Annotated in this window: 22 protein-coding genes; 5 read left to right on the plus strand and 17 right to left on the minus strand. The window is 69.7% G+C overall.

Annotated features, from left to right (window positions below):
• From rpsC to rpsJ, 8 genes are read right to left on the minus strand one after another with little or no spacing between them, the layout of a single operon-like run.
• The gene (rpsC, locus tag ACAG26_RS02105) at nucleotides 1–825 is read right to left on the minus strand and encodes a 30S ribosomal protein S3 (RefSeq protein ID WP_370478711.1); all 825 of its coding nucleotides are present in this window, start codon (nucleotides 823–825) and stop codon (nucleotides 1–3) included.
• A complete protein-coding gene (rplV, locus tag ACAG26_RS02110; RefSeq protein WP_370478713.1) occupies nucleotides 825–1,328 on the minus strand; it encodes a 50S ribosomal protein L22 in 504 nt (167 codons plus the stop codon). The genes rpsC and rplV overlap by 1 nt, the downstream gene beginning before the upstream one ends.
• Entirely contained in the window at nucleotides 1,325–1,606 is a 282-nt protein-coding gene (gene rpsS, locus ACAG26_RS02115; RefSeq protein WP_011739061.1) for a 30S ribosomal protein S19, read from the minus strand. Before rpsS ends, rplV begins: the two co-directional genes overlap by 4 nt.
• Nucleotides 1,607–1,625: 19 nt before the next feature.
• Entirely contained in the window at nucleotides 1,626–2,465 is an 840-nt protein-coding gene (rplB, locus tag ACAG26_RS02120) for a 50S ribosomal protein L2 (protein WP_071027849.1), read from the minus strand.
• Between the two features lie 27 nt (nucleotides 2,466–2,492).
• The gene (gene rplW / locus ACAG26_RS02125; protein WP_071027847.1) at nucleotides 2,493–2,795 is read right to left on the minus strand and encodes a 50S ribosomal protein L23; all 303 of its coding nucleotides are present in this window, start codon (nucleotides 2,793–2,795) and stop codon (nucleotides 2,493–2,495) included.
• Entirely contained in the window at nucleotides 2,795–3,448 is a 654-nt protein-coding gene (gene rplD / locus ACAG26_RS02130; protein WP_370478717.1) for a 50S ribosomal protein L4, read from the minus strand. The genes rplW and rplD overlap by 1 nt, the downstream gene beginning before the upstream one ends.
• Entirely contained in the window at nucleotides 3,448–4,101 is a 654-nt protein-coding gene (gene rplC, locus ACAG26_RS02135) for a 50S ribosomal protein L3 (RefSeq protein WP_370478720.1), read from the minus strand. The genes rplD and rplC overlap by 1 nt, the downstream gene beginning before the upstream one ends.
• 14 nt (nucleotides 4,102–4,115) lie before the next feature.
• Nucleotides 4,116–4,421: a 30S ribosomal protein S10 gene (gene rpsJ, locus ACAG26_RS02140; RefSeq protein WP_003883485.1), complete on the minus strand. Its 306-nt coding sequence runs from the start codon at nucleotides 4,419–4,421 to the stop codon at nucleotides 4,116–4,118.
• A 394-nt stretch (nucleotides 4,422–4,815) separates the two neighbouring features.
• Here rpsJ and ACAG26_RS02145 point away from each other — a divergent pair, with 394 nt between their 5' ends.
• Nucleotides 4,816–5,292, plus strand: a complete 477-nt coding sequence (locus ACAG26_RS02145; RefSeq protein ID WP_370478722.1) for a hotdog fold domain-containing protein — start codon at nucleotides 4,816–4,818, stop codon at nucleotides 5,290–5,292.
• A 110-nt stretch (nucleotides 5,293–5,402) separates the two neighbouring features.
• Here the strand turns inward: ACAG26_RS02145 and ACAG26_RS02150 are convergent, their stop codons facing one another.
• Entirely contained in the window at nucleotides 5,403–7,034 is a 1,632-nt protein-coding gene (locus ACAG26_RS02150; RefSeq protein ID WP_370478724.1) for a carboxylesterase/lipase family protein, read from the minus strand.
• 127 nt (nucleotides 7,035–7,161) lie between these two features.
• Between ACAG26_RS02150 and ACAG26_RS02155 the strand changes: the two genes are divergently transcribed.
• A complete protein-coding gene (locus tag ACAG26_RS02155; protein ID WP_370478726.1) occupies nucleotides 7,162–8,412 on the plus strand; it encodes a cytochrome P450 in 1,251 nt (416 codons plus the stop codon).
• Here ACAG26_RS02155 and ACAG26_RS02160 read toward each other — a convergent pair.
• Entirely contained in the window at nucleotides 8,378–9,025 is a 648-nt protein-coding gene (locus tag ACAG26_RS02160; RefSeq protein ID WP_370478729.1) for a TetR/AcrR family transcriptional regulator, read from the minus strand. The two genes, ACAG26_RS02155 and ACAG26_RS02160, sit on opposite strands and share 35 nt — an antisense overlap.
• A gap of 98 nt (nucleotides 9,026–9,123) precedes the next feature.
• Between ACAG26_RS02160 and ACAG26_RS02165 the strand changes: the two genes are divergently transcribed.
• Nucleotides 9,124–10,707, plus strand: coding sequence for an MFS transporter (locus ACAG26_RS02165; RefSeq protein WP_370478731.1), 1,584 nt, complete (start codon nucleotides 9,124–9,126; stop codon nucleotides 10,705–10,707).
• Nucleotides 10,708–10,767: 60 nt separating this feature from the next.
• Here ACAG26_RS02165 and mftG read toward each other — a convergent pair whose 3' ends face one another.
• From mftG to mftA, 7 genes are all read right to left on the minus strand, one after another.
• On the minus strand, nucleotides 10,768–12,219 hold the full coding sequence (mftG, locus tag ACAG26_RS02170; RefSeq protein WP_370478854.1) for a mycofactocin system GMC family oxidoreductase MftG: 1,452 nt from the start codon (nucleotides 12,217–12,219) through the stop codon (nucleotides 10,768–10,770).
• Nucleotides 12,216–13,628 (minus strand): mycofactocin biosynthesis glycosyltransferase MftF, encoded by a 1,413-nt coding sequence (mftF, locus tag ACAG26_RS02175; protein WP_370478733.1) that lies wholly within the window; start codon nucleotides 13,626–13,628, stop codon nucleotides 12,216–12,218. Before mftF ends, mftG begins: the two co-directional genes overlap by 4 nt.
• Entirely contained in the window at nucleotides 13,625–14,383 is a 759-nt protein-coding gene (gene mftE / locus ACAG26_RS02180) for a mycofactocin biosynthesis peptidyl-dipeptidase MftE (RefSeq protein WP_370478735.1), read from the minus strand. Before mftE ends, mftF begins: the two co-directional genes overlap by 4 nt.
• Before the next feature lie 164 nt (nucleotides 14,384–14,547).
• Nucleotides 14,548–15,756, minus strand: coding sequence for a pre-mycofactocin synthase MftD (gene mftD / locus ACAG26_RS02185; RefSeq protein ID WP_370478738.1), 1,209 nt, complete (start codon nucleotides 15,754–15,756; stop codon nucleotides 14,548–14,550).
• Nucleotide 15,757: 1 nt separating this feature from the next.
• Nucleotides 15,758–16,939, minus strand: a complete 1,182-nt coding sequence (gene mftC, locus ACAG26_RS02190) for a mycofactocin radical SAM maturase (protein WP_370478740.1) — start codon at nucleotides 16,937–16,939, stop codon at nucleotides 15,758–15,760.
• Entirely contained in the window at nucleotides 16,936–17,265 is a 330-nt protein-coding gene (gene mftB, locus ACAG26_RS02195; protein WP_370478742.1) for a mycofactocin biosynthesis chaperone MftB, read from the minus strand. The genes mftC and mftB overlap by 4 nt, the downstream gene beginning before the upstream one ends.
• Nucleotides 17,250–17,342: a mycofactocin precursor MftA gene (gene mftA / locus ACAG26_RS02200; protein WP_370478746.1), complete on the minus strand. Its 93-nt coding sequence runs from the start codon at nucleotides 17,340–17,342 to the stop codon at nucleotides 17,250–17,252. The genes mftB and mftA overlap by 16 nt, the downstream gene beginning before the upstream one ends.
• A 104-nt stretch (nucleotides 17,343–17,446) precedes the next feature.
• Between mftA and mftR the strand changes: the two genes are divergently transcribed.
• Both mftR and ACAG26_RS02210 read left to right on the plus strand, forming a co-directional pair.
• Nucleotides 17,447–18,058, plus strand: coding sequence for a mycofactocin system transcriptional regulator (gene mftR / locus ACAG26_RS02205; protein WP_370478748.1), 612 nt, complete (start codon nucleotides 17,447–17,449; stop codon nucleotides 18,056–18,058).
• Complete coding sequence (locus ACAG26_RS02210) at nucleotides 18,055–19,101, plus strand: DUF2332 domain-containing protein (RefSeq protein WP_370478751.1); 1,047 nt, start codon at nucleotides 18,055–18,057, stop codon at nucleotides 19,099–19,101. The genes mftR and ACAG26_RS02210 overlap by 4 nt, the downstream gene beginning before the upstream one ends.
• Nucleotides 19,102–19,266: the final 165 nt, after the last annotated feature.

The following is a 19,266-nucleotide window of genomic DNA, read 5'->3' on the forward strand; positions in this document are numbered from 1 at the left end:
TCAGCTCTCCTGCGTTTCAGCGGCCGGCTCGGCGGCGGCCGGGGCTGCCGCAGCTTCCTCGGCACCCGCCCGGCCGGCGTCGGTGCTCGTCGCGGTGGTCCCGGCGGCACCGCTGCGCCGCGGCCGGGTGCCCGACGGGCGTTCCCGGCGCGGACGGTCCGGGCCCGACGGCGCGGCCACGGCCAGCTCGCGCTTGCCGCCGACCACGTCGCCCTTGTAGATCCACACCTTCACGCCGATCCGGCCGAAGGTGGTCTTGGCCTCGTACAGGCCGTAGTCGATGTCGGCGCGCAGCGTGTGCAGCGGCACCCGACCCTCGCGGTAGAACTCCGAACGGCTCATCTCCGCACCGCCCAGGCGGCCCGAGCATTGCACCCGGATGCCCTTGACGTTGGGCTGGCGCATCGCGGACTGGATGGCCTTGCGCATCGCGCGGCGGAACGCCACCCGGTTGCTGAGCTGCTCGGCGACGCCCTGGGCCACCAGCTGCGCCCGCGACTCCGGATTTTTCACCTCGAGGATGTTGAGCTGCACCTGCTTGCCGGTCAGCTTCTCCAGGTCGGCGCGGATCCGGTCGGCCTCCGCACCGCGGCGGCCGATGACGATGCCCGGCCGGGCGGTGTGGATGTCGACGCGCACCCGGTCGCGGGTGCGCTCGATCTCCACGTCGGCGATGCCGGCGCGCTCCAGGCCGGTGGACAGCAGCCGCCGGATCGCGACGTCTTCCTTGACGTAGTCGGCGTACTGCTTGTCGGCGTACCAGCGGGACTTCCAGTCGGTGGTGATACCGAGCCGGAAACCGTGCGGGTTGATCTTCTGGCCCACTACTGCGAGCCTCCCTTCGATTCGGAAGTCTCCGTCTCCGCGGGCTTCGTCGCCTTCGCGGGCGATTTCTTGGCGGCGGCGGCCTTACTGGCCTGGGCCCGACGCGCGCGGGTCGCGCTCGCCGAACCGGTGCCGCGCCGCTCCTTGACCGGCCGGCTCTCCACCACCACGGTGATGTGGCTGGTGCGCCGGCGGATCCGGAACGCCCGCCCCTGGGCGCGGGGCCGGATGCGCTTGGCGGTGGGCCCCTCGTCGGCGTAGACGGTGGCCACCACCAGGGTGGCCGGGTCCAGCCCGTTGTTGTTCTGCGCGTTGGCGGCGGCGCTGGCGATCACCTTGGCCACCGGCTCGCTGGCGGCCTGCGGCGCCCAGCGCAGGATGTCGAGCGCCTCGGACACCGACTTACCGCGCACCAGGTTGATCACCCGGCGGGCCTTGGTGGCCGACACCCGCACGAAGCGGGCCTTGGCCACCGCGGAGGGGAACTCAGTCGTAACACTCATCGCCGCTTACTCTTCCGGTCGTCTTTGATGTGCCCCTTGAAGGTGCGGGTGGGCGCGAACTCGCCGAGCTTGTGCCCGACCATCGACTCGGTGACGAACACCGGCACGTGCTTGCGGCCGTCGTGCACGGCGAAGGTGTGCCCGATGAAGTCCGGGATGATGGTCGACCGGCGCGACCAAGTCTTGATGACCTGCTTGGTGTTCTTCTCGTTCTGCACGTCGACCTTCTTGAGCAAGTGGTCGTCGACGAACGGGCCCTTTTTGAGGCTGCGTGGCATCGCTTAACTCTCCTCCGCTTTACCGGTGCTTCTTGCCGGTGCGCCGGCGTCGGACGATGAGCTTGTCGCTCGGCTTGTGGCGGCGGCGGGTGCGGCCCTCGGGCTTGCCCCACGGGCTGACCGGGTGGCGACCACCGGACGTCTTGCCCTCACCACCACCGTGCGGGTGGTCCACCGGGTTCATCACCACACCACGGACGGTCGGGCGCTTGCCCTTCCACCGCATCCGGCCGGCCTTACCCCAGTTGATGTTGGCCTGCTCGGCGTTGCCGACCTCGCCGACGGTGGCGCGGCAGCGCACGTCGACGCGCCGGATCTCGCCCGAGGGCATCCGCAGCGAGGCGTAGGTGCCTTCCTTACCCAGCAGCTGGATGCTGGACCCCGCCGAGCGGGCCAGCTTGGCGCCGCCGCCGGGCCGCAGCTCGACCGCGTGGATCAAGGTACCGGCCGGGATGTTGCGGATCGGCAGGTTGTTGCCCGGTTTGATGTCGGCGTTGGCGCCCGACTCCACCACGTCGCCCTGCGAGAGACCCTGCGGGGCAATGATGTAGCGCTTCTCCCCGTCCAGGTAGTGCAGCAGCGCGATCCGCGCGGTGCGGTTCGGGTCGTACTCGATGTGCGCGACCTTGGCGTTGACGCCGTCCTTGTCGTTGCGCCGGAAGTCGATCACCCGGTAGGCACGCTTGTGGCCACCGCCCTTGTGCCGGGTGGTGATGCGGCCGTGTGCGTTACGGCCACCCTTGCCGTGCAGCGGCCGCACCAGCGACTTCTCCGGGGTGGAACGAGTGATCTCGGCGAAATCGGAGACGCTGGCACCGCGACGACCGGGGGTCGTCGGCTTGTACTTGCGAATTCCCATATCTGTTAAGTCTCTCTCTCGCGCCGGCTAGGCCGGTGCTGTGAACAGGTCGATCGGTTTGCTGCCGGGCGCCAACGTCACGATGGCGCGTTTGGTGTTCTTCCGCTTGCCGTAGCCGGTGCGGGTGCGCTTGCGCTTGCCCTGCCGGTTGGCGGTGTTCACCGAGGCGACCTTGACGGAAAAGATCTTCTCCACCGCGATCTTGATCTGCGTCTTGTTCGAGTCCGGGTGCACCACGAAGGTGTACACGTTGTCCTCGATCAGGCTGTAGGACTTCTCCGAGATGACCGGCGCCAGGATGACGTCGTGCGGGTCGGTGACGGTTGCCATCAGGACGAAACCTCCTGCTGCTGGGTGTTCGCGCCGATGTAGGCGTTCAGCGCCTCGACGCTGAACACCACGTCGTCCGCGCGCAGCACGTCGTAGGTGTTGAGCTGGTCGGGGGCCAGAATGTGCACCCCGGGCAGGTTGCGCACGCTTTTGGCGCCGGTCTCGTCGGCGCGGCCGATCACCACCAGCACCTGCTTGCGCTCGGTGAGCGTGCCGAGGAACGCCTTGGCGCTCTTGGTCGACGGGGTCTGACCGGTGACCAACTCGGTGACGGCGTGGATGCGGCCGTTGCGCGCCCGGTCCGACAAGGCGCCGCGCAGCGCGGCGGCGATCATCTTCTTCGGGGTGCGCTGGCTGTAGTCGCGCGGCTTGGGGCCGTGCACCACACCGCCGCCGGTGAACTGCGGGGCCCGGGTCGAACCCTGCCGGGCCCGGCCGGTGCCCTTCTGCCGGTACGGCTTACGGCCACCACCGCTGACCTCACCGCGGGTCTTGGTCGAGTGGGTGCCCTGCCGAGCGGCGGCACGCTGGGCGACCACCACCTGGTGCATCAAGGCGATGTTGGCCGGGGCGTCGAACAGCTCGGCCGGCAGTTCCACCGAGCCGTCGGTCTTACCGGCCGGGGTCTTGACGTCAATCGTGATGCCAGCCATTACTTCTCACCTCGTTTGATCGCGCTGCGGACCAGGACGAGCCCACCGTTGCGGCCGGGGATAGCGCCCTTGATCAGCAGGACGCCGTTTTCCGCATCGACCTTGTGCACCACCAGGTTCTGGGTGGTGACCCGGTCGTTACCCATCCGGCCGGCCATCCGGGTGCCCTTGAACACCCGGCCGGGGGTGGCGCAGCCACCGATCGAACCCGGCCGGCGGTGCACCGCCTGGGCGCCGTGGCTGGCGCCCTGGCCGCGGAAGCCGTGCCGCTTCATGGTGCCGGCGAAGCCCTTGCCCTTGGAGGTGCCGGTCACGTCGACGTAGCTGCCGTCGGCGAAGATCTCGGCGGTCAGCTCCTGGCCGACCTCGTATTCGGCGGCGGCGGTCTCGTCGTCGAGGCGCAGCTCGGCCAGGTGCCGGCGCGGGTTGACCCCGGCCGTCGCGTACTGACCGGTCACCGGCTTGTTGACCTTGCGCGGGCTGATCTCGCCGTAGGCCAGCTGCACGGCGGAGTAGCCGTCGCGCTCGGGGGTGCGGATACGGGTCACCACGTTGGGCCCGGCCTTGACCACCGTCACCGGCACAACCTTGTTGTTCTCGTCGAACACCTGCGTCATGCCCAGCTTGGTACCCAAAATGCCTTTACGTGCCATGGTTATTCAGGCTCCTACTGGATGTTGACGTCGACGCTGGCCGGCAGATCGATGCGCATCAGGGCGTCAACGGTCTTCGGGGTCGGGTCGAGGATGTCGATCAGCCGCTTGTGCGTGCGCATCTCGAAGTGCTCCCGCGAGTCCTTGTACTTATGCGGGGACCGGATGACGCAGTACACGTTCTTCTCGGTCGGCAGCGGCACCGGGCCCACCACGCTGGCGCCGGTGCGGGTGACCGTCTCGACAATCTTGCGCGCCGACGCGTCAATAGCCTCATGGTCGTAGGCCTTGAGCCTGATGCGGATTTTTTGTCCCGCCACGCTTCTGCTACCTCGCTCCTGCTTAGGGGCCGTGTCCGGCCCCGCTATCTAGTGCCCTGCGCTGTCCGCGCTGGATGTTGCCGCCGCTGTTTACCTGTCCTGGTTCACCGGCCCCCGCGGTCGGGTGTGTCGCCCGCCCGCGACTCGTCGGCGCCGAAAATTTTCGTCACTTCCGAGGATGGGACCGGACGCGCCGTGTGGCGCCGGTCGTATGCCCGGCCAGGTGCGAACCCGGCGCAAGGCAACCCGAATAGTATGCCCCAGATCGGGGTGGCGGCCAAATCCTGGTCCTCGCCGTTGACTGTGCGTCTAGGGCGCGAAAGTCCGAGTAGACGACGCCCTCAGCGCAGAGTCAACCTTATCGCGATCTTACTGCAGAGTAAGGTAGCCGGTTATGACCACTCCGACCAGCACCTACCAGGCCTGGAAGCGGCTCTCGGGCCGTCCCGGCGGCACCCTCCTGTTCTCGGCCGCGGCGATGGCCCGGGTGCCCTACTTCGCGTCGATCCTGCCGCACGTGGTGCGCATGGAGCCGGGGCTGGCCGAGGTGGCGGTGCCGAAGTGGTTCTTCGTGTACAACCACCTGCACACCGTGCACGCGATCGCCTCCTGCAACGCCGCCGAGGTGGCGATGGGCATGCTGATGGAGGCCACGGTGCCGCGCAGCCACCGCTGGATCCCCAAGGCGATGACCGTGCAATACCTGGCCAAGGCCACCACCTCGCTGCGGGCGGTGGCGCGACTGGACCCACCCGACTTCACTTCCATTGCCGAGGGCGTCGAGGTGGTGGTGCCGGTCAGCGTGACCGACCGCGAGGGCGTCGAGGTGGTGCACGCCGACATCACCACCTGGGTCACCCCGGCCGAGTAGGGCCTCCGGCGGCTTGCCTCTTACCTCTTGCCTCGAGATCGACGCCAGCGTGGTGTCCACTCGGTCTTTTGCGCGCCCACGTCGATCTCGGCGCGTACCAAGGCCCCCGGTTAGCGCGGGGCCCGGACCGCCGCCCAAAACGGGCATTGGTGGTCGGCTTCGAAGGTGGTGGTGACCCGGTTTCCGTCCGTCCGCAGCGACAGCCACGGGCCGTCGTGTCCGGCTTTGGGCCAGTCCGGCGCGCCGGCGGCCTTGGGGGCGCCGGTGGTCACGAAGTGGCTCCAGTAGGCGATCATCTGCCGCGACAGCGCCCGCTGTTCGGCGTCCAGCGGCGGCGCGCCGCCGACGTCGAACAGGTAGCGCATCTCCAGTGAGTGGCTGGCGCCGATCGGGAACGGCGCCCGCGCATACATCTCCGGGGCCGGCGCGTGCCGGTCGCCGAACTCGTAGGCGTAGACCGCCGGCGCGCTGTCGGAGAACCCGTCGGTCATCCGGTCGGCGAGGCAGGAAAAGATGTCGTCGGTCGCGGCGGCCGCGTAGGCCAGCGAGACGCTGCCGCCGTAGCGCTCGGGCGGGTAGTGCGCCAAGACGGCGGGGCCGATCGCGGCGCCGAAGGTGTCGGCCAGCACCCCCGGATACTCCGCGGCGGTGATCTCCTTGCCCACCCGCAGGTATTGCAGTGCCACGAACATGGTGAATTCGTCTTGGTTGGTGCCGATCAGCACCGGCACCTTCGCGGCGCCGCCGGTGGCGGTCACCGCGACCGGGTCGACGGGCAACACCCGGGTTCCGGTGACCGGACCGGACAGCCGGTCGCTGCCGAACCGGGCGTACCACAGCGGTTCGGCCAGCTTGCTGGCCGGCAGCGCCCGCAGGCACGGCCCGGCGGCACCCGGGTCGGCGCACCCCACCGCCGCGGCGTAGTCCTGGCTGACCCGCTGCGCGGTCGGCACGTCAACCTGCGCCTGGCACGGCCCGCTTTGGATGATCGCGGCCCTAAACAGTCCGGCCGATCCGGGGGCGACCAGGTGGTCGCAGACCGACATTCCGCCGGCGGATTCGCCGGCGATGGTCACCTTGGTCGGGTCACCGCCGAAGCTGGCGATATTGTCCCGAACCCAGCGCAGCGCGGCCTGCTGGTCGGCCAGCCCGTAGTTGCCCACTTCGCCGAGGGCCGGGTGCGCCAAAAACCCCAGCGCCCCCAACCGGTAGTTGATGGTGACCACGACGATGTCGCCCTGGGTGGCCAGCCAGCGCGCGTTATAGATGTCGCCGCTGCCGTTGACGAACCCGCCGCCGTGGATCCACACCATCACCGGACGCTTCTCGGTCGTGTTGAGCGGCGGCGTCCACACGTTGAGGGTCAGGCAGTCCTCGCTGGTGCCCGGGTCCGCGACGCCACCGTTGCCCTGCAGACACCAGGGCCCGGTTTTGCTGGCGTCGCGTATCCCCGGCCACGGCGCGGCCGGCCGGGGCGGCTGCCAGCGCAGCGGCCCGACCGGCGGTGCGGCATACGGCAGCCCGGCGAACAGCCGGTAGTCGGCGGAGACCACCCCGCGCACCATCCCGGTGCCGAGGCTGACCACGGCCGGATCCACCGGATGCGCCGCGACGGGCACCGGCGAGTGCGGTGTCGCGCTGCCGCCGCGCCCACAGCCGGCCGCCAGCACCACCAGCAGCGGGACGGCCGCCAGCAGCGTCAGGGCGCGCGCCGTGGCGCGGCGCCGGGATCCGATGCGCACAAATCCTGAGCGTATGCGAAAGCCAAACCCCCGATCGCGGTAAACCGCCCCCGGATCGCCGGCAGTCACCGACACTGGAAAAAGCTGACACGCGTCAAGTAGCGACGCCGACTGGTGAGGAGCCCGGATGAGCACGCCGATCATTGATGAGGCCGCGAAGGTGTTCGCCGACCCGACGGCCTACGCCGACGAGCCGCGCCTGCATGCGGCGCTGACCCATCTGCGCGCTCACGCCCCGGTGTCGCTGGTGGATCAGCCACCGTTCCGGCCGTTCTGGGCGATCACCAAGCACGCCGACATTATGGACATCGAGCGGGACAACAACCTGTGGCTCAACGGCCCGCGGCCGCTGCTGGCCACCGCCGAGGCCGACGATATGGCGCAGGCCCAGCTGGATTCCGGGATGGGGCTGCGCACCCTGATCCACATGGACGATCCGCAGCACCGGGTGGTGCGCGCGATCGGCGCGGACTGGTTCCGGCCCAAGGCCATGCGCGCGCTCAAGGTGCGCGTCGATGAACTGGCCAAAAGCTACGTCGACAACATGGCGGCGGCCGGCCCGGAATGCGATTTCGTGCAGGAGGTCGCCGTCAATTACCCGCTGTTTGTCATCATGTCGCTGCTGGGGCTGCCGGAATCGGACTTTCCGCGGATGCTCAAGCTGACCCAAGAGCTGTTCGGTGGTGATGACGAGGAGTTCAAACGCGGTGCGACCCTCGAGGAACAGCTGCAGGTGCTGCTGGACTTCTTCGGCTATTTCAACAGCCTCACCGCGGCCCGGCGCGAGCACCCCACCGAGGATCTAGCCTCGGCGATCGCCAACGCCCGGGTCGACGGCGAACCGCTGTCCGACGTCGATACCGCGTCCTATTACGTGATCATCGCCACCGCCGGGCACGACACCACCAGCGCCACCATTTCCGGTGGGCTGCAGGCGTTGATCGAAAACCCGGACCAATGCGACCGGTTGCGGGACAACCTCGATCTGATGCCCACCGCGGTCGAGGAGATGATCCGCTGGGTGACCCCGGTCAAGGAGTTCATGCGCACCGCCACCGCGGACACCACGGTGCGCGGCGTACCCATCGCCGCCGGCGAATCGGTGTATTTGTCGTATGTATCGGCCAACCGGGATGAGGAGGTGTTTGACCACCCGTTCTCATTCGACGTCGGCCGAGACCCCAACAAGCACTTGGCCTTCGGGTACGGCGTGCACTTCTGCCTGGGCGCGGCGCTGGCCCGCATGGAGGTGAACAGCTTTTTCACCGAGCTGCTGCCGCGCCTGAAATCCATTGAGCTGGCCGGGGACCCGAAGCTGATCGCCACCACGTTCGTGGGCGGGCTCAAGCACCTGCCGATTCGGTATCAGCTGCGCTGAGGTCGGCCGCCGGCCTGCCGTAGACGTGCAAAAACCCGTCCACCGCGGCGCGGGCACACTCCTGGTAGTCGAAGTCGGCCAACGTGGAGAGCCGGCCCACCACGATCGGCCCGAGCAGCAGCGCGGCCGCTTGGCCGCGATCGACGTCGCGCAGTTCGGCGGCGGCCTGCGGGCTGTCGAAGATGGCGTCGAACGGGGCCGCGTAGAGCTGGGCGACCCGTTCGCGCAGGGTCTGCATCTCCCCACCATCCGGCGGGTTGGGCACCTGGTCGAGACCACTACCCAGCGCCAGCCACGACATCGCGGTCAGCGTGATCGGCGTTTCGGCGATCAGCGCGGCCCAGTCCACCACCAGCGCGGTCAGCCGGTCCCGTAGCGAGCCGTTTTCCGGCGGCATCGGCGAGCACGGCAGCAGGGTCTGAAATGCGGCGGCCCGCAGGTCATTCCCGCTCGGGAAGTGCCGGTACAGGGTGGCGCGGGCCACGTTGGCGGCCCGGGTGACGGCGTCGACGGTCACCGCGCTGGGTCCACCGGCGCGCATCAGCGCCGCCGCCGCGTCCAGCAGCCGCGCCCGGGAGCGCGCCGGTCTGGGGTCGCCACTGTCCCCGGTCATCGTCGCCCACCTCCTGGAAAACTCCGGAAAACAAGACTATCAATCTCGGTACAAGACTGTTAGTCTCGAAAGTCGCTGCCGCCGCCGAAAGGATCCCCGTGGTCGGTGTAGATCCCGCCCTGGCCCCCCGCGAACAGCGCAGCGCGCCGGCCGATTCGGCGCGGGGCCGGACCTGGACGCTGATCGTGGCCTGCGCGGGCGTGACGCTGGTGATCAGCTCGATGATCGCGTTGAACACCGCGCTGGGCGATATCGCCGTCGCGACCTCGGCCACCCAGACCCAGTTGACCTGGGTGGTGGACGGCTACACGCTGGCGCTGGCCTGCCTGTTGCTGCCGGCCGGCGCGATCGGCGACCGGTACGGGCGGCGCGGCGCGCTGTTGGCCGGGCTGTTCATCTTCACCGCGGCCTCGCTGGCGCCGACGATGTTCGATTCCCCGGTGCAGATCATCCTGGCGCGGGCGGGCGCCGGCGCCGGGGCCGCCTTCATCATGCCCGCCACCTTGTCGTTGTTGACGGCGTCCTACCCAAAACAGCAGCGCGCCAAGGCTATCGGCATCTGGGCGGGGCTGGCCGGAACGGGCGCCATCCTGGGCATGCTGGGGTCGGGCCTGCTGTTGCTGATCTGGCCGTGGCAGTCCATCTTCTGGGCGTTCACCGGGGCCGGCTGGCTGCTGATCGCCTTGACGTGCACGATCGGCTCCTCCCGCGACGAACGCGCCGCCCCGTTGGACTGGCCGGGCGCCCTGCTGATCGGCGGCGCGGTCGCGGTGTTGGTGTTCGGCATCGTCGAGGCGCCCAGCCGGGGCTGGACCGACCCGGTGGTCTACGCCAGCATCGCGGCGGGGCTGGCGCTGGCGACCGCGTTCGGCGTGGTGGAACTGCGGCGCCGCCATCCGCTGTTGGATATCCGGCTGTTCGCCAAACCGGACTTCGCCACCGGCGCGGCGACGATCACCATGTTGTTCTTCGCCAACTTCGGGTTCTTCTACGTATCGATGCAGTACATCCAGCTCGTGATGGGCTACAGCGCGATGAAGACCGCCGTCGCGTTGAGCCCGCTGATGGCGCCGGTGCTGGTGCTTTCCGCGTTGTCCCCGTGGTACGTGCCGCGGCTGGGTCTGCGGTTGACCCTCGGCGTCGGGTTGTTGGTGATCGCCGCCGGCTTCGCCTGCCTGGACGTTCTCGACATCGACTCGCCGTATTGGGATTTGGCGTGGCCGCTGCTGGTGATGAGCACCGGTATCGGATTGTGCACCGCCCCGCCCACGTCGGCGGTTATGGCCGCCACGCCCGACGAGAAGCAGGGGGTGGCCTCGGCGGTCAATGACACCACCCGTGAAGTCGGCGCGGCCCTGGGCATCGCGCTGGCCGGGTCGATCCTGGCGGCCCAGTACAGTCGCGCGCTCACCGCCGATCTGGGCGCGTTCCCCGAGGAGCTGCGCGCACCCGCCGCGCATTCGCTGGCGGAGGCTCTTCAGGTAGCCAAACAGCTTGGCCCGCTGGGTGTTCCGTTGGCAGCGCACGCCAAGTCCGCGTTCTTAGAGGCCGTGCAATATTCGACCTGGACCATGGCGGGCGTGCTAGCGGTGGCGGCGCTGGCGATCGCCGTGTGGGCACCGGGTCGGGACGGCCGTCAGCTCGCCGCGGTGCGTCGAATCCGCGCGTGGCGACGGCGCTGACTGGGTGAGCGTGCGTGTTCCCGGCCGCACGCTCGGCGCGTCGGCCGGGCACACGCACGCTCACCGGATGAACTCGGCGGCCCGGTGGCCCAGCATGACGATCGTCGCGTGCGGGCCCCGGCTGGGGATGCCCGGCAGCACCGACCCGTCCACCACCCACAGCCCGTCGATGCCGCGGACCCGGCACCGGTGGTCGACGACGGCCCGCTCGTCGGAGTCGGCGCCCATCGGTGCGGTGGCGCACAGGTGCTGTGAGGTGGCCCAGATCGGTGGACCCAACTCGACGACGCCGGCGGTCAGTTCCCGCACCAATTCGACGCCGCGGCGTAAGGTGACGACGTCGCCGGGTGCACTGTCGTAGCGGTGCTCGATGTGCGGCGGCACCGCCGGGTCGGCGGACACCAGCGTGAGCCGGCCGCGGGCCCAGGGCTGCATCAGCGCCACCCCGATGTGCGGCCAGTCGACGTGGCCGGTCGCGGCATCACCGACCATGGCGATGAATCCCCCGGTGTAGGGCCGGATTTCGAGGTCATCGGCGGTGCTCAAGACCACCTCGATCACCGGCCGTTCGGCGGCCACCGGCCAGTCCACCGGCATCACCCATTCGGGGTGGTCGACGCAGCTGGTCCCGACCGGCAGCGGTGCCACCACGCCCACGCCCGCGGCACGCAACATGTCCTCATCGCCCACCCCGGATAGCATCAGCAGATGGGCGGACTCAATCGCACCGGCACACAACACGATTCGGTCCGCGGCCAGGTCCAGCGGCCCGTCGGGTCCGACCGCGTCGACGCCCACCGCGCGTCCCGCCGAGATGCGCACCCGCACCGCCCGGGTGCGGTCCAGCAGGGTCAGGTTGGGCCGGCCCAGCGCCGGCAGTAGATAACCGACACCCGGCCCGGTGCGTACCCGGTCGACGATGTTGAGCGGCACCGCGCCGACCCCGGTGGGCATTCCCGATTCGGTTCCCACATCGTTGAGATCGGGCAACCACGAAAACCCGCAACGCTCCGCCGCGGTGACGAATGTTTCGGTGCTGCCGACGATCTCCGTGGTGCGTCGGACCGGGATGGGGCCGCTGTCGCCGTGGGCGGGACCGTCGAAATCCAGGTCGGTTTCGATGGCGCGGAAGTGGGTGAGCACATCCGACCACGCCCAGCCGGGCAGACCGGTGGCGAAGTCGCGGGGCAGTGCGCGGCAGAAATAGCCGCCGTTGACCGCACCAGAACCCCCCACCGTCGCGCCCCGGACGATCGTCACCTGGCTGGCCTCGGCTTCGGTGAGTTCGGTCTGGTAGCGGCGCACCAGTTGGCTGGCCACTCCGATCGGTAGCTGCAGCCCGTTGGTGGTTTGGGCCAGCAGCTCGGGATCGGTCAGCCCGACACCGCCCTCGAGGATCGTCACCCGGCAATTGCTGTCGGCGGAAAGCTGTTCGGCGACAACCGATCCAGCACTGCCCGCGCCGATAATCAGGACATCGCTGTGCAGCGTGGCGGCCAAGAGGGCGGTCAGGTTCTGATCTGCGGTTTGAGCGGGGCGATATTGCGTTCGCGCACTACCCCGCTCCACAGACCGATGCCGTACGCCAAGTCGTCGAGGCGTTTGAGCAACAGATAGGACACCAGCCCGATCGGTCTGACCTCAGAGTCGGTGGCCCGGGTGTGCCGCAGCCAGTCCACCACGCCGTCCAGCACGGCGGCGATCAGCACCGCCTGCCGGCACCGCCTCGACAGCAGGGCCGCCAGCAGCGCGACCGGCCAGTAATGCCGACATATCGCCGACGCCAGCTGCAGCCCCGCCGAGCCGAGCCCGCGTGCGGTCACCACCGCGACGTCCCGGGCGCCGGTGTCCGGGCCGCGCATGGCGCTGGCGATCCGGTTTCCGGTCATGGCGGCGGCCGCCGCGGAGAACAGATAGCCCATCCGCGAGCCGATCGCCATCAACACCCACAGCACCAGCGTCCACCCGGAGATCACCAGCGGAGCCGTCTTGTCCGGGTGCCGAGCCGACAGCGGAGCCGCGGAACCGCCGTAGAATGCCTTGCGCGCGAACCAATCCCGCAGCACGGTGCGGTGGTCGTGCGCCACCAGCGCGATCGGTTCGTAGCGCAGCCGCGCACCGGCTTCCACCAGTCGCCAACACAGGTCGACGTCTTCGCCGGACTGCAGGGTGTCGTCGAATCCGCCGATCTCGCCCAGCGCGGACCGGCGGCAGATGATCGCCGCACTGGGAACGTAGGACACCGTGCCGTAGGGCACCACCGGCGCCTCCCGGTGGCCGAGGTCCAGCGACGAGTGCACGGCCTCGTAGCGGGCCACCAGGTGGTCGCTGTGGGTCAGGCTCACGATGCGCGGCGCCACCAGCGCGACGGTGGGATCGCAGAAGTGCCCGAGCAGCGCCTCCAGCCAGCCGCGGCGCGGCACCACATCGGAGTCCAGGAACGCCACGTAGTCGGTCTGACACGCCGCCAGCCCGGTGTTGCGGGCGGCGGCCGGGCCGCGCGGCTGCCGATGGTGCAACACCTCGATGTCGCAGTGGGCGCCGGCGAAGTCGTCCTGACTCACCGGGGTGGCCGATCCGTCGTCGACCACGATGACCCGCAGCCCGCGCAGCGAGGACACCAGGCGTTGCAGGCCAGAGCTGTTGTCGCGCACCGGGATCACCACGGTGACATCGCGATGCGAGGGGCCCCCGGACGGCCGGGGGTGGGCCACGGTGGCGTCGAGCAGGGTGCGGGCCAGCTGCGCGCTCACCGCGTCGTGCACCTCGAGGCGACCGTCGGCGAGCATCACCTGCGCATCGGGGGCCAGCCGCAGCAGCCGGGTCGGGGATCCGCCCAGCAGCGCCGAGCCGCGGCCCAGCACGCGGACCCGTCGGTCCACCTGCACAGCAAATCCGTCGGGCAGCCGGGTCGGGGTCATGTCAGCATCCCGTCGGCCCCGGGTGCCCAGCCGCTGATCCGCCGGGCGCAGCCAACTACCATCTCCGCGAACAGACGCTCCCCCTCATCGACGGTCGCCGTGGTCGGGTCCCCCAACACTCCTACCTCGCTCACCGCCGCGACTCCGCCGCGACGCATCGACGGTATCAGCTCGGGCAGCGGGGCGCTGTTTCCCGGGCGCCAGCGGTCGGTGCGCACCTCGCCCGGTGAAATATGCAGCAATATCGATGTTTCGGTGTGGCCGGCGTGCGCGTCGGCGCCAGCGACCGTGCACGGGCACCAGCCGGCGTCGCGTCCCTCGGCGCGCAGCAGGCTCACCGCCGAGCGCAGCGCCGCCACATTGCCGCCGTGACCGTTGACGAACACCAGCCGCGGCGACCAGCAGCTGGCCGATCTGCCGTACTCCAGCAGCAGCGTGGTCAGGGCTTCGGTGCCGATCGAGACCGTGCCGGGGAAGCTCTGGTGTTCACCGCTGGCCCCGTAGGCGACGGCCGGGGCCACCAGCCACTGCCGGCGTGGGGTGGGAGCGGCGGGGCCGCCGGCCAGCCGCGCCGACACCGACTGGGCAACCGCGACGGCGATCCGGGTATCGGTGTCCAGCGGCAGGTGAGGACCGTGTTGTTCGGTCGACCCGACCGGGACCAGCAGCGCCGGCGACGACCCTAGCAGCTGGCTCGACGTCGAGGTGCCGAGATCGCCGTGGACAGCCACCCGCCGATGGTAAGACGAATTCACCTGCCGTGCACCACTTGTTAGCCGTCTCGGTGAATATTTTTCGATGATCTTAAACTATCGAGCAGCCTGCGGCCCCGTCAGCCACCCCTGCCCCGTCCGTACCAGCGGCCGTGCCGGGCGTCGCGGGGCCGCCCGGACCGCCCCGCCGGCGGGGGGTCGGGGGGCTAGGCCGAGGCCGACCCACCGGCCGGACCGGCGGGCACACCGAGCGCCCGGGCAAACCCGTCGGGCACCAAAATGTGGTCGGCGCTCAGGTCGTGCACCGACCCGCAGCCCAGTCCCATCAGCGCCGAGTCGATGCCGCCGCGCAAAATGTCGAGCACGTTCTCCACCCCCGGCTGGCCGGCCGCGGCCAGCCCCCACAGGTAGGCCCGGCCGATCATCACCGCCCGGGCGCCCAGGGCCAGCGCCTTGACCACGTCGCTGCCGCGCCGGATGCCGCCGTCCAGCAGCACCTCGATCTGGTCGCCGACCGCGGCCGCCACCGCGGGCAGCGCGCGGATCGCCGCCGGCGTGCCGTCCAGGTTGTTGCCGCCGTGATTCGACACCGAGATCGCCGAAACACCAGCATCCACAGCACGTTTGGCGTCGTCGACGCGCATCACGCCTTTGAGCATGAACGGTCCGCCCCACAGCTCGCGCAGCCAGGCGATGTCCTCCCAGGTCGGCGGCGGCGTGCCCATCCATTCGCCGTAGGCGTCGAAGAACGGCGGTCCGGGCTCACCGCGCCGACCCTGGTTGGGCACCCGCAGCTCCGGCGGCCGCAGATGTTTGCCCCAGCTCCACAGGTAGCGCGGTTTGGTCAACACTTCCGGGGCCATCCGCAGCATGGTGCGCAGGTTCATTTGCTCGGGGATCTTTGGGCTGCCCCAGTCGCGCCCGTGCGAGAAGGTCCAGTCGGTGGTGGCGATCAGCCCGACCGCGCCGGCCGCGCGGGCCCGCTCCACCCGTTCGGCGATCGCGTCGCGACCCCCCAGCCAGTAGATCTGGAAGAACACCTTGGGGTTGGCGTCGATGACTTCCTCGATCGGCTTACTGGCGAATGAGGACAACCCCATGGCGGTGCCGCGGGCGGCCGCCGCGCGCGCCACGGCCACTTCCCCGTCCGGGTCAATCGCCTGTACACCGGTGGGTGAGATGATCACCGGCAGCGAAACCTCTTGCCCCATCACCGTTGTCGCCAGGTCGCGTTTGGCCGGCGCCCCGACCACGTGCGGGGCGAAACCGAGTTCGCTGAATGCCTCCACGTTGTCGGAGACGGTCACCCCTTTTTCGCTGGCGGAGATCAGCGACGAGTACGCCGACTTCGGGAGCCGCTTTTTCGCCCGCTGTTGGGCGATGGCGACGGTTTCGAACCAGAGATCACGAGCCATGTCAGATGGGACTTTCATTGCAGAGGCGGGCCGGCGGACGCATGGACAACGTCAACGGCACCGGGCCGGTGATCGGCTTGCCGCGGGAATGGTCGCCGGACGGGCGCGGCTTGTCGCGGTCGCGGGCCAACGCCGGGGCGCCGTAGCCTTCGACGCATTCCGGGTCGGGGCCGTCCAGCGGCAGACCGGTGAAGAACTTGGCCGCCATGCAGCCGCCCCGGCAGCTGTCGTAGTGGCCGCAGCTGCCGCAGGCGCCCGCCGACTGCGGTTCCCGCAGCTCGCGGAACAGCGGAGCGTTTTTCCAGACGTTGTCAAAGCCGCCGTCGGACACCACGTTTCCGGCCAGGAAGCGGTCGTGGATGGCGAACGGGCAGGCGTAGACGTCGCCCACCGGGTCGATCAGGCACACCACCCGGCCGGCGCCGCACATGTTCAGCCCGGCCAGGGCACCGGGCTCGCCGAGGCCGGACAGGTGGAAGAACGAGTCCCCGGTCAGCACCCGGTCGCCGTTGGCGACCAGCCAGTCATACAGCTGCACCTGCTGGTCGGCGGTGGGGTGCAGGTCGTCCCACACGTCGGCGCCCCGGCCCGACGGCCGCAGCCGGGTGATCCGCAGGGTGGCACCGTAGCGGCGGGCCAGCGCGGCGAACTCGTCGAGCTGGTCGACGTTGTGCCGGGTGACCACCACCGAGATCTTGGCGTCGGCGAACCCGGCGGCGGCCAGGTTCTCCAACGCGCGGGTGGCCATCGCGAACGAACCGGCGCCCCGGACCGCGTCGTTGACCTCCGCGGTCGCGCCGTCCAGCGAGATCTGCACATCGACGTAGTCGCTGGCGGCCAGCCGGGCCGCCACCTCGGGGGTGATCCGCACCCCGTTCGTGGAGAACTTCACCCCGACGTGGTGGGCGGTGGCGTAGTCCACCAACTCCCAAAAGTCCGGGCGGACAGTGGGTTCCCCGCCGCCGATGTTGACGTAGAACACCTGCATGCGTTCCAGTTCGTCGATGATGTCCTTGCACTGTCGGGTGGACAGTTCACGCGGATCGCGTTTGCCCGACGACGACAGGCAGTGCACGCACGCCAGGTTGCAGGCGTAAGTCAATTCCCAGGTCAAGCAGATCGGGGCGTCCAGCCCGTGTTCGAACTGCTCGATCAGCCGGGGAACCGGGGCAACGGAGGTCATGTGTTCTCCCTGGGAACCAGCATCTGGGAGCCGGCCAGCACACCGAGGGCATGCAGGTACGGCCCCTGGTCGGACTCGTCGACTCCCGCTGCGCGACAGGCGGATCCGATATCGGGGTGATCGGCCAGCGACTGCACCACGGCCACGATGGTGCGGTTTTTCAGAAACGACAGCTTGCGGGTGCCGAAGTGGTACAGCAGTGCGCCGAACGGTTCGGGCCGCAGTGCCACCTGGGGGTGCAGCCGCCAGCCGCGGGCGGGGTCGAACCCGCTCGGGCCCGGCCCCGCCGGCACGGCAGCAGCGGTCACGGTCAGTAGACCCCGCACATCCCGTCGATGGACACCTCTTCGACCAGGGTCTCGGTCACGAGCTCGGCGGCGTCGTTCTGCTGGTTCTGGTCCATTGCGCTGGCCTTTCGTCACACTGAGTTCGTCAAACCGCTGTTGGCTTGATCACAATCTGGGTAAGAATATGGCATCGAGTGCCGAAACGGAAGAGGGGGTCGTGATGGGGACTGCACCAGGGGCGCGGCCCCGGGTCGGCCGGCGCCGGTCCACCACGCCGCACCACATCACCGACGTGGCCATCGACCTGTTCGCCCGGCACGGCTTCGACGAGGTCAGCGTCGACGACGTGGCGCAGGCCGCCGGGATCGCCCGGCGCAGCCTGTTCCGGTATTACTCCTCCAAGAACGCGATCCCGTGGGGCGACTTCGACGCGCACCTGCAGCACCTGCGGGAGCTGCTGGACGCGGTCGACCCGGACGTTGCGCTCGGTGCCGCGCTGCGCGCAGCGTTGTTGGCGTTCAACACCTTCGACGAGTCCGAGACCGCCCGGCACCGGCAACGGATGCGGGTGATCCTGCAGACCGCCGAGCTGCAGGCCTACTCGATGACGATGTACGCCGGCTGGCGGGAGGTGATCGCGGCGTTCGTCGCGAAGCGCTCCGGCGTCGCGCCCACCGACCTGCTGCCGCAGACGGTGGCCTGGACGATGCTGGGGGTGGCGCTGGGCGCCTACGAGCATTGGCTGGCCGACGAAGCCGAATCGCTGCCGCAGGCGCTGGGCAACGCGTTCGACGTCGTTGCCGCCGGCCTGGATGCCCTGGAGTCGCGGTGAGCCCCGCGCACCTGTCGGACACCTTCGCCGCGCAGGCCCGCGCCTGCACGGCGTTGGGGTCGCCGATGTACGGGCAGCTGCTGACCCGGATCGTCGACGACGTCGCGGCCGGCGGCGTGTTCGCCGAGGTGCTGGCGGGCCACGAAACCGATCCGGGCCCGTCGGCGCTGGCGCTGCGGCTGCTCGGCGGCCTGCACCGGCTGGTGCTCGACGGCAGCGCGCCGGCCCTGCGCCGGTGGTATCCCAGCGTCGGCGGCACCTGGGACACCGCGGCCGCCTGGCCCGAGGTGGTGGCCGCCGCGCGCGACCGGATCACCGCGTTGCGCACCGCGCTGGGCCAGCCGCCGCAGACCAACGAGGTCGGCCGCTCCGCCGCGCTGATCGGCGGGCTGTTGTTGTTGGCGCGCCGATTCCCGTTGCCGGTAAGGCTTTTCGAGATCGGGGCCAGCGCCGGGCTCAATTTGCGCGCCGACCACTATCGGTACCGGTTTTCCGGCGGGGGGTGGGGTCCGACCGACTCGGCGGTGGTGATCGAGGACGCCTGGCGCGGGCAGCGGCCGCCCGAGACGCCGCTGCGAATCGTCGCGCGGCACGGTTTCGACATCGCCCCGATGGACGTGACCCGGGCGGACGACCGGCTCACCCTGCTCAGCTACGTATGGCCGGACATGCCGGTGCGGGTGCAGCGGCTGCGCGGCGCGCTCGAGATCGCCCGCCGGGTTCCGGCCCGGCTGGAGCGGGCGTCGGCGGCCGAGGCCGTCCGCGGGTTGCACCTGACCCAGGGAAGCCTGACCGTGCTGTGGCATTCGGTGACCTGGCAGTACCTCACCGCAGGCGAACAGACGCAGGTCACCGCCGCGGTCCGCGCGCTGGGTGCCCGCGCCGGCGCCGACGCCCCGCTGGCCTGGCTGAGCCTCGAGCCGCGGCGCCGCGCCCGGAAGTCGGCGCACGAGTTTTTGGTGCAGGCCCGCTGCTGGCCCGAGGGCAGCGATGAAATCCTGGGCGTCAGCGCACCGCACGGCCCCCCGGTGCGCTGGGAATAGTGGCTCCGCCCCCCGCGAGCGTGCGTAGTAAGAGAGTTATGACGCGTGTTGGCGAAGAAAGTGGCGTTTTTCTAGGAGATGGCGACGTCCTCCTGGTGTTGTTGACGGGTTCGAGTCCCAAATGAACACCGAGGAGGACGTCATGAGCAAGCGTAGTGGGTTGTC

This window comes from Mycobacterium sp. pUA109, assembly GCF_041287095.1.
Lineage (GTDB): Bacteria > Actinomycetota > Actinomycetes > Mycobacteriales > Mycobacteriaceae > Mycobacterium.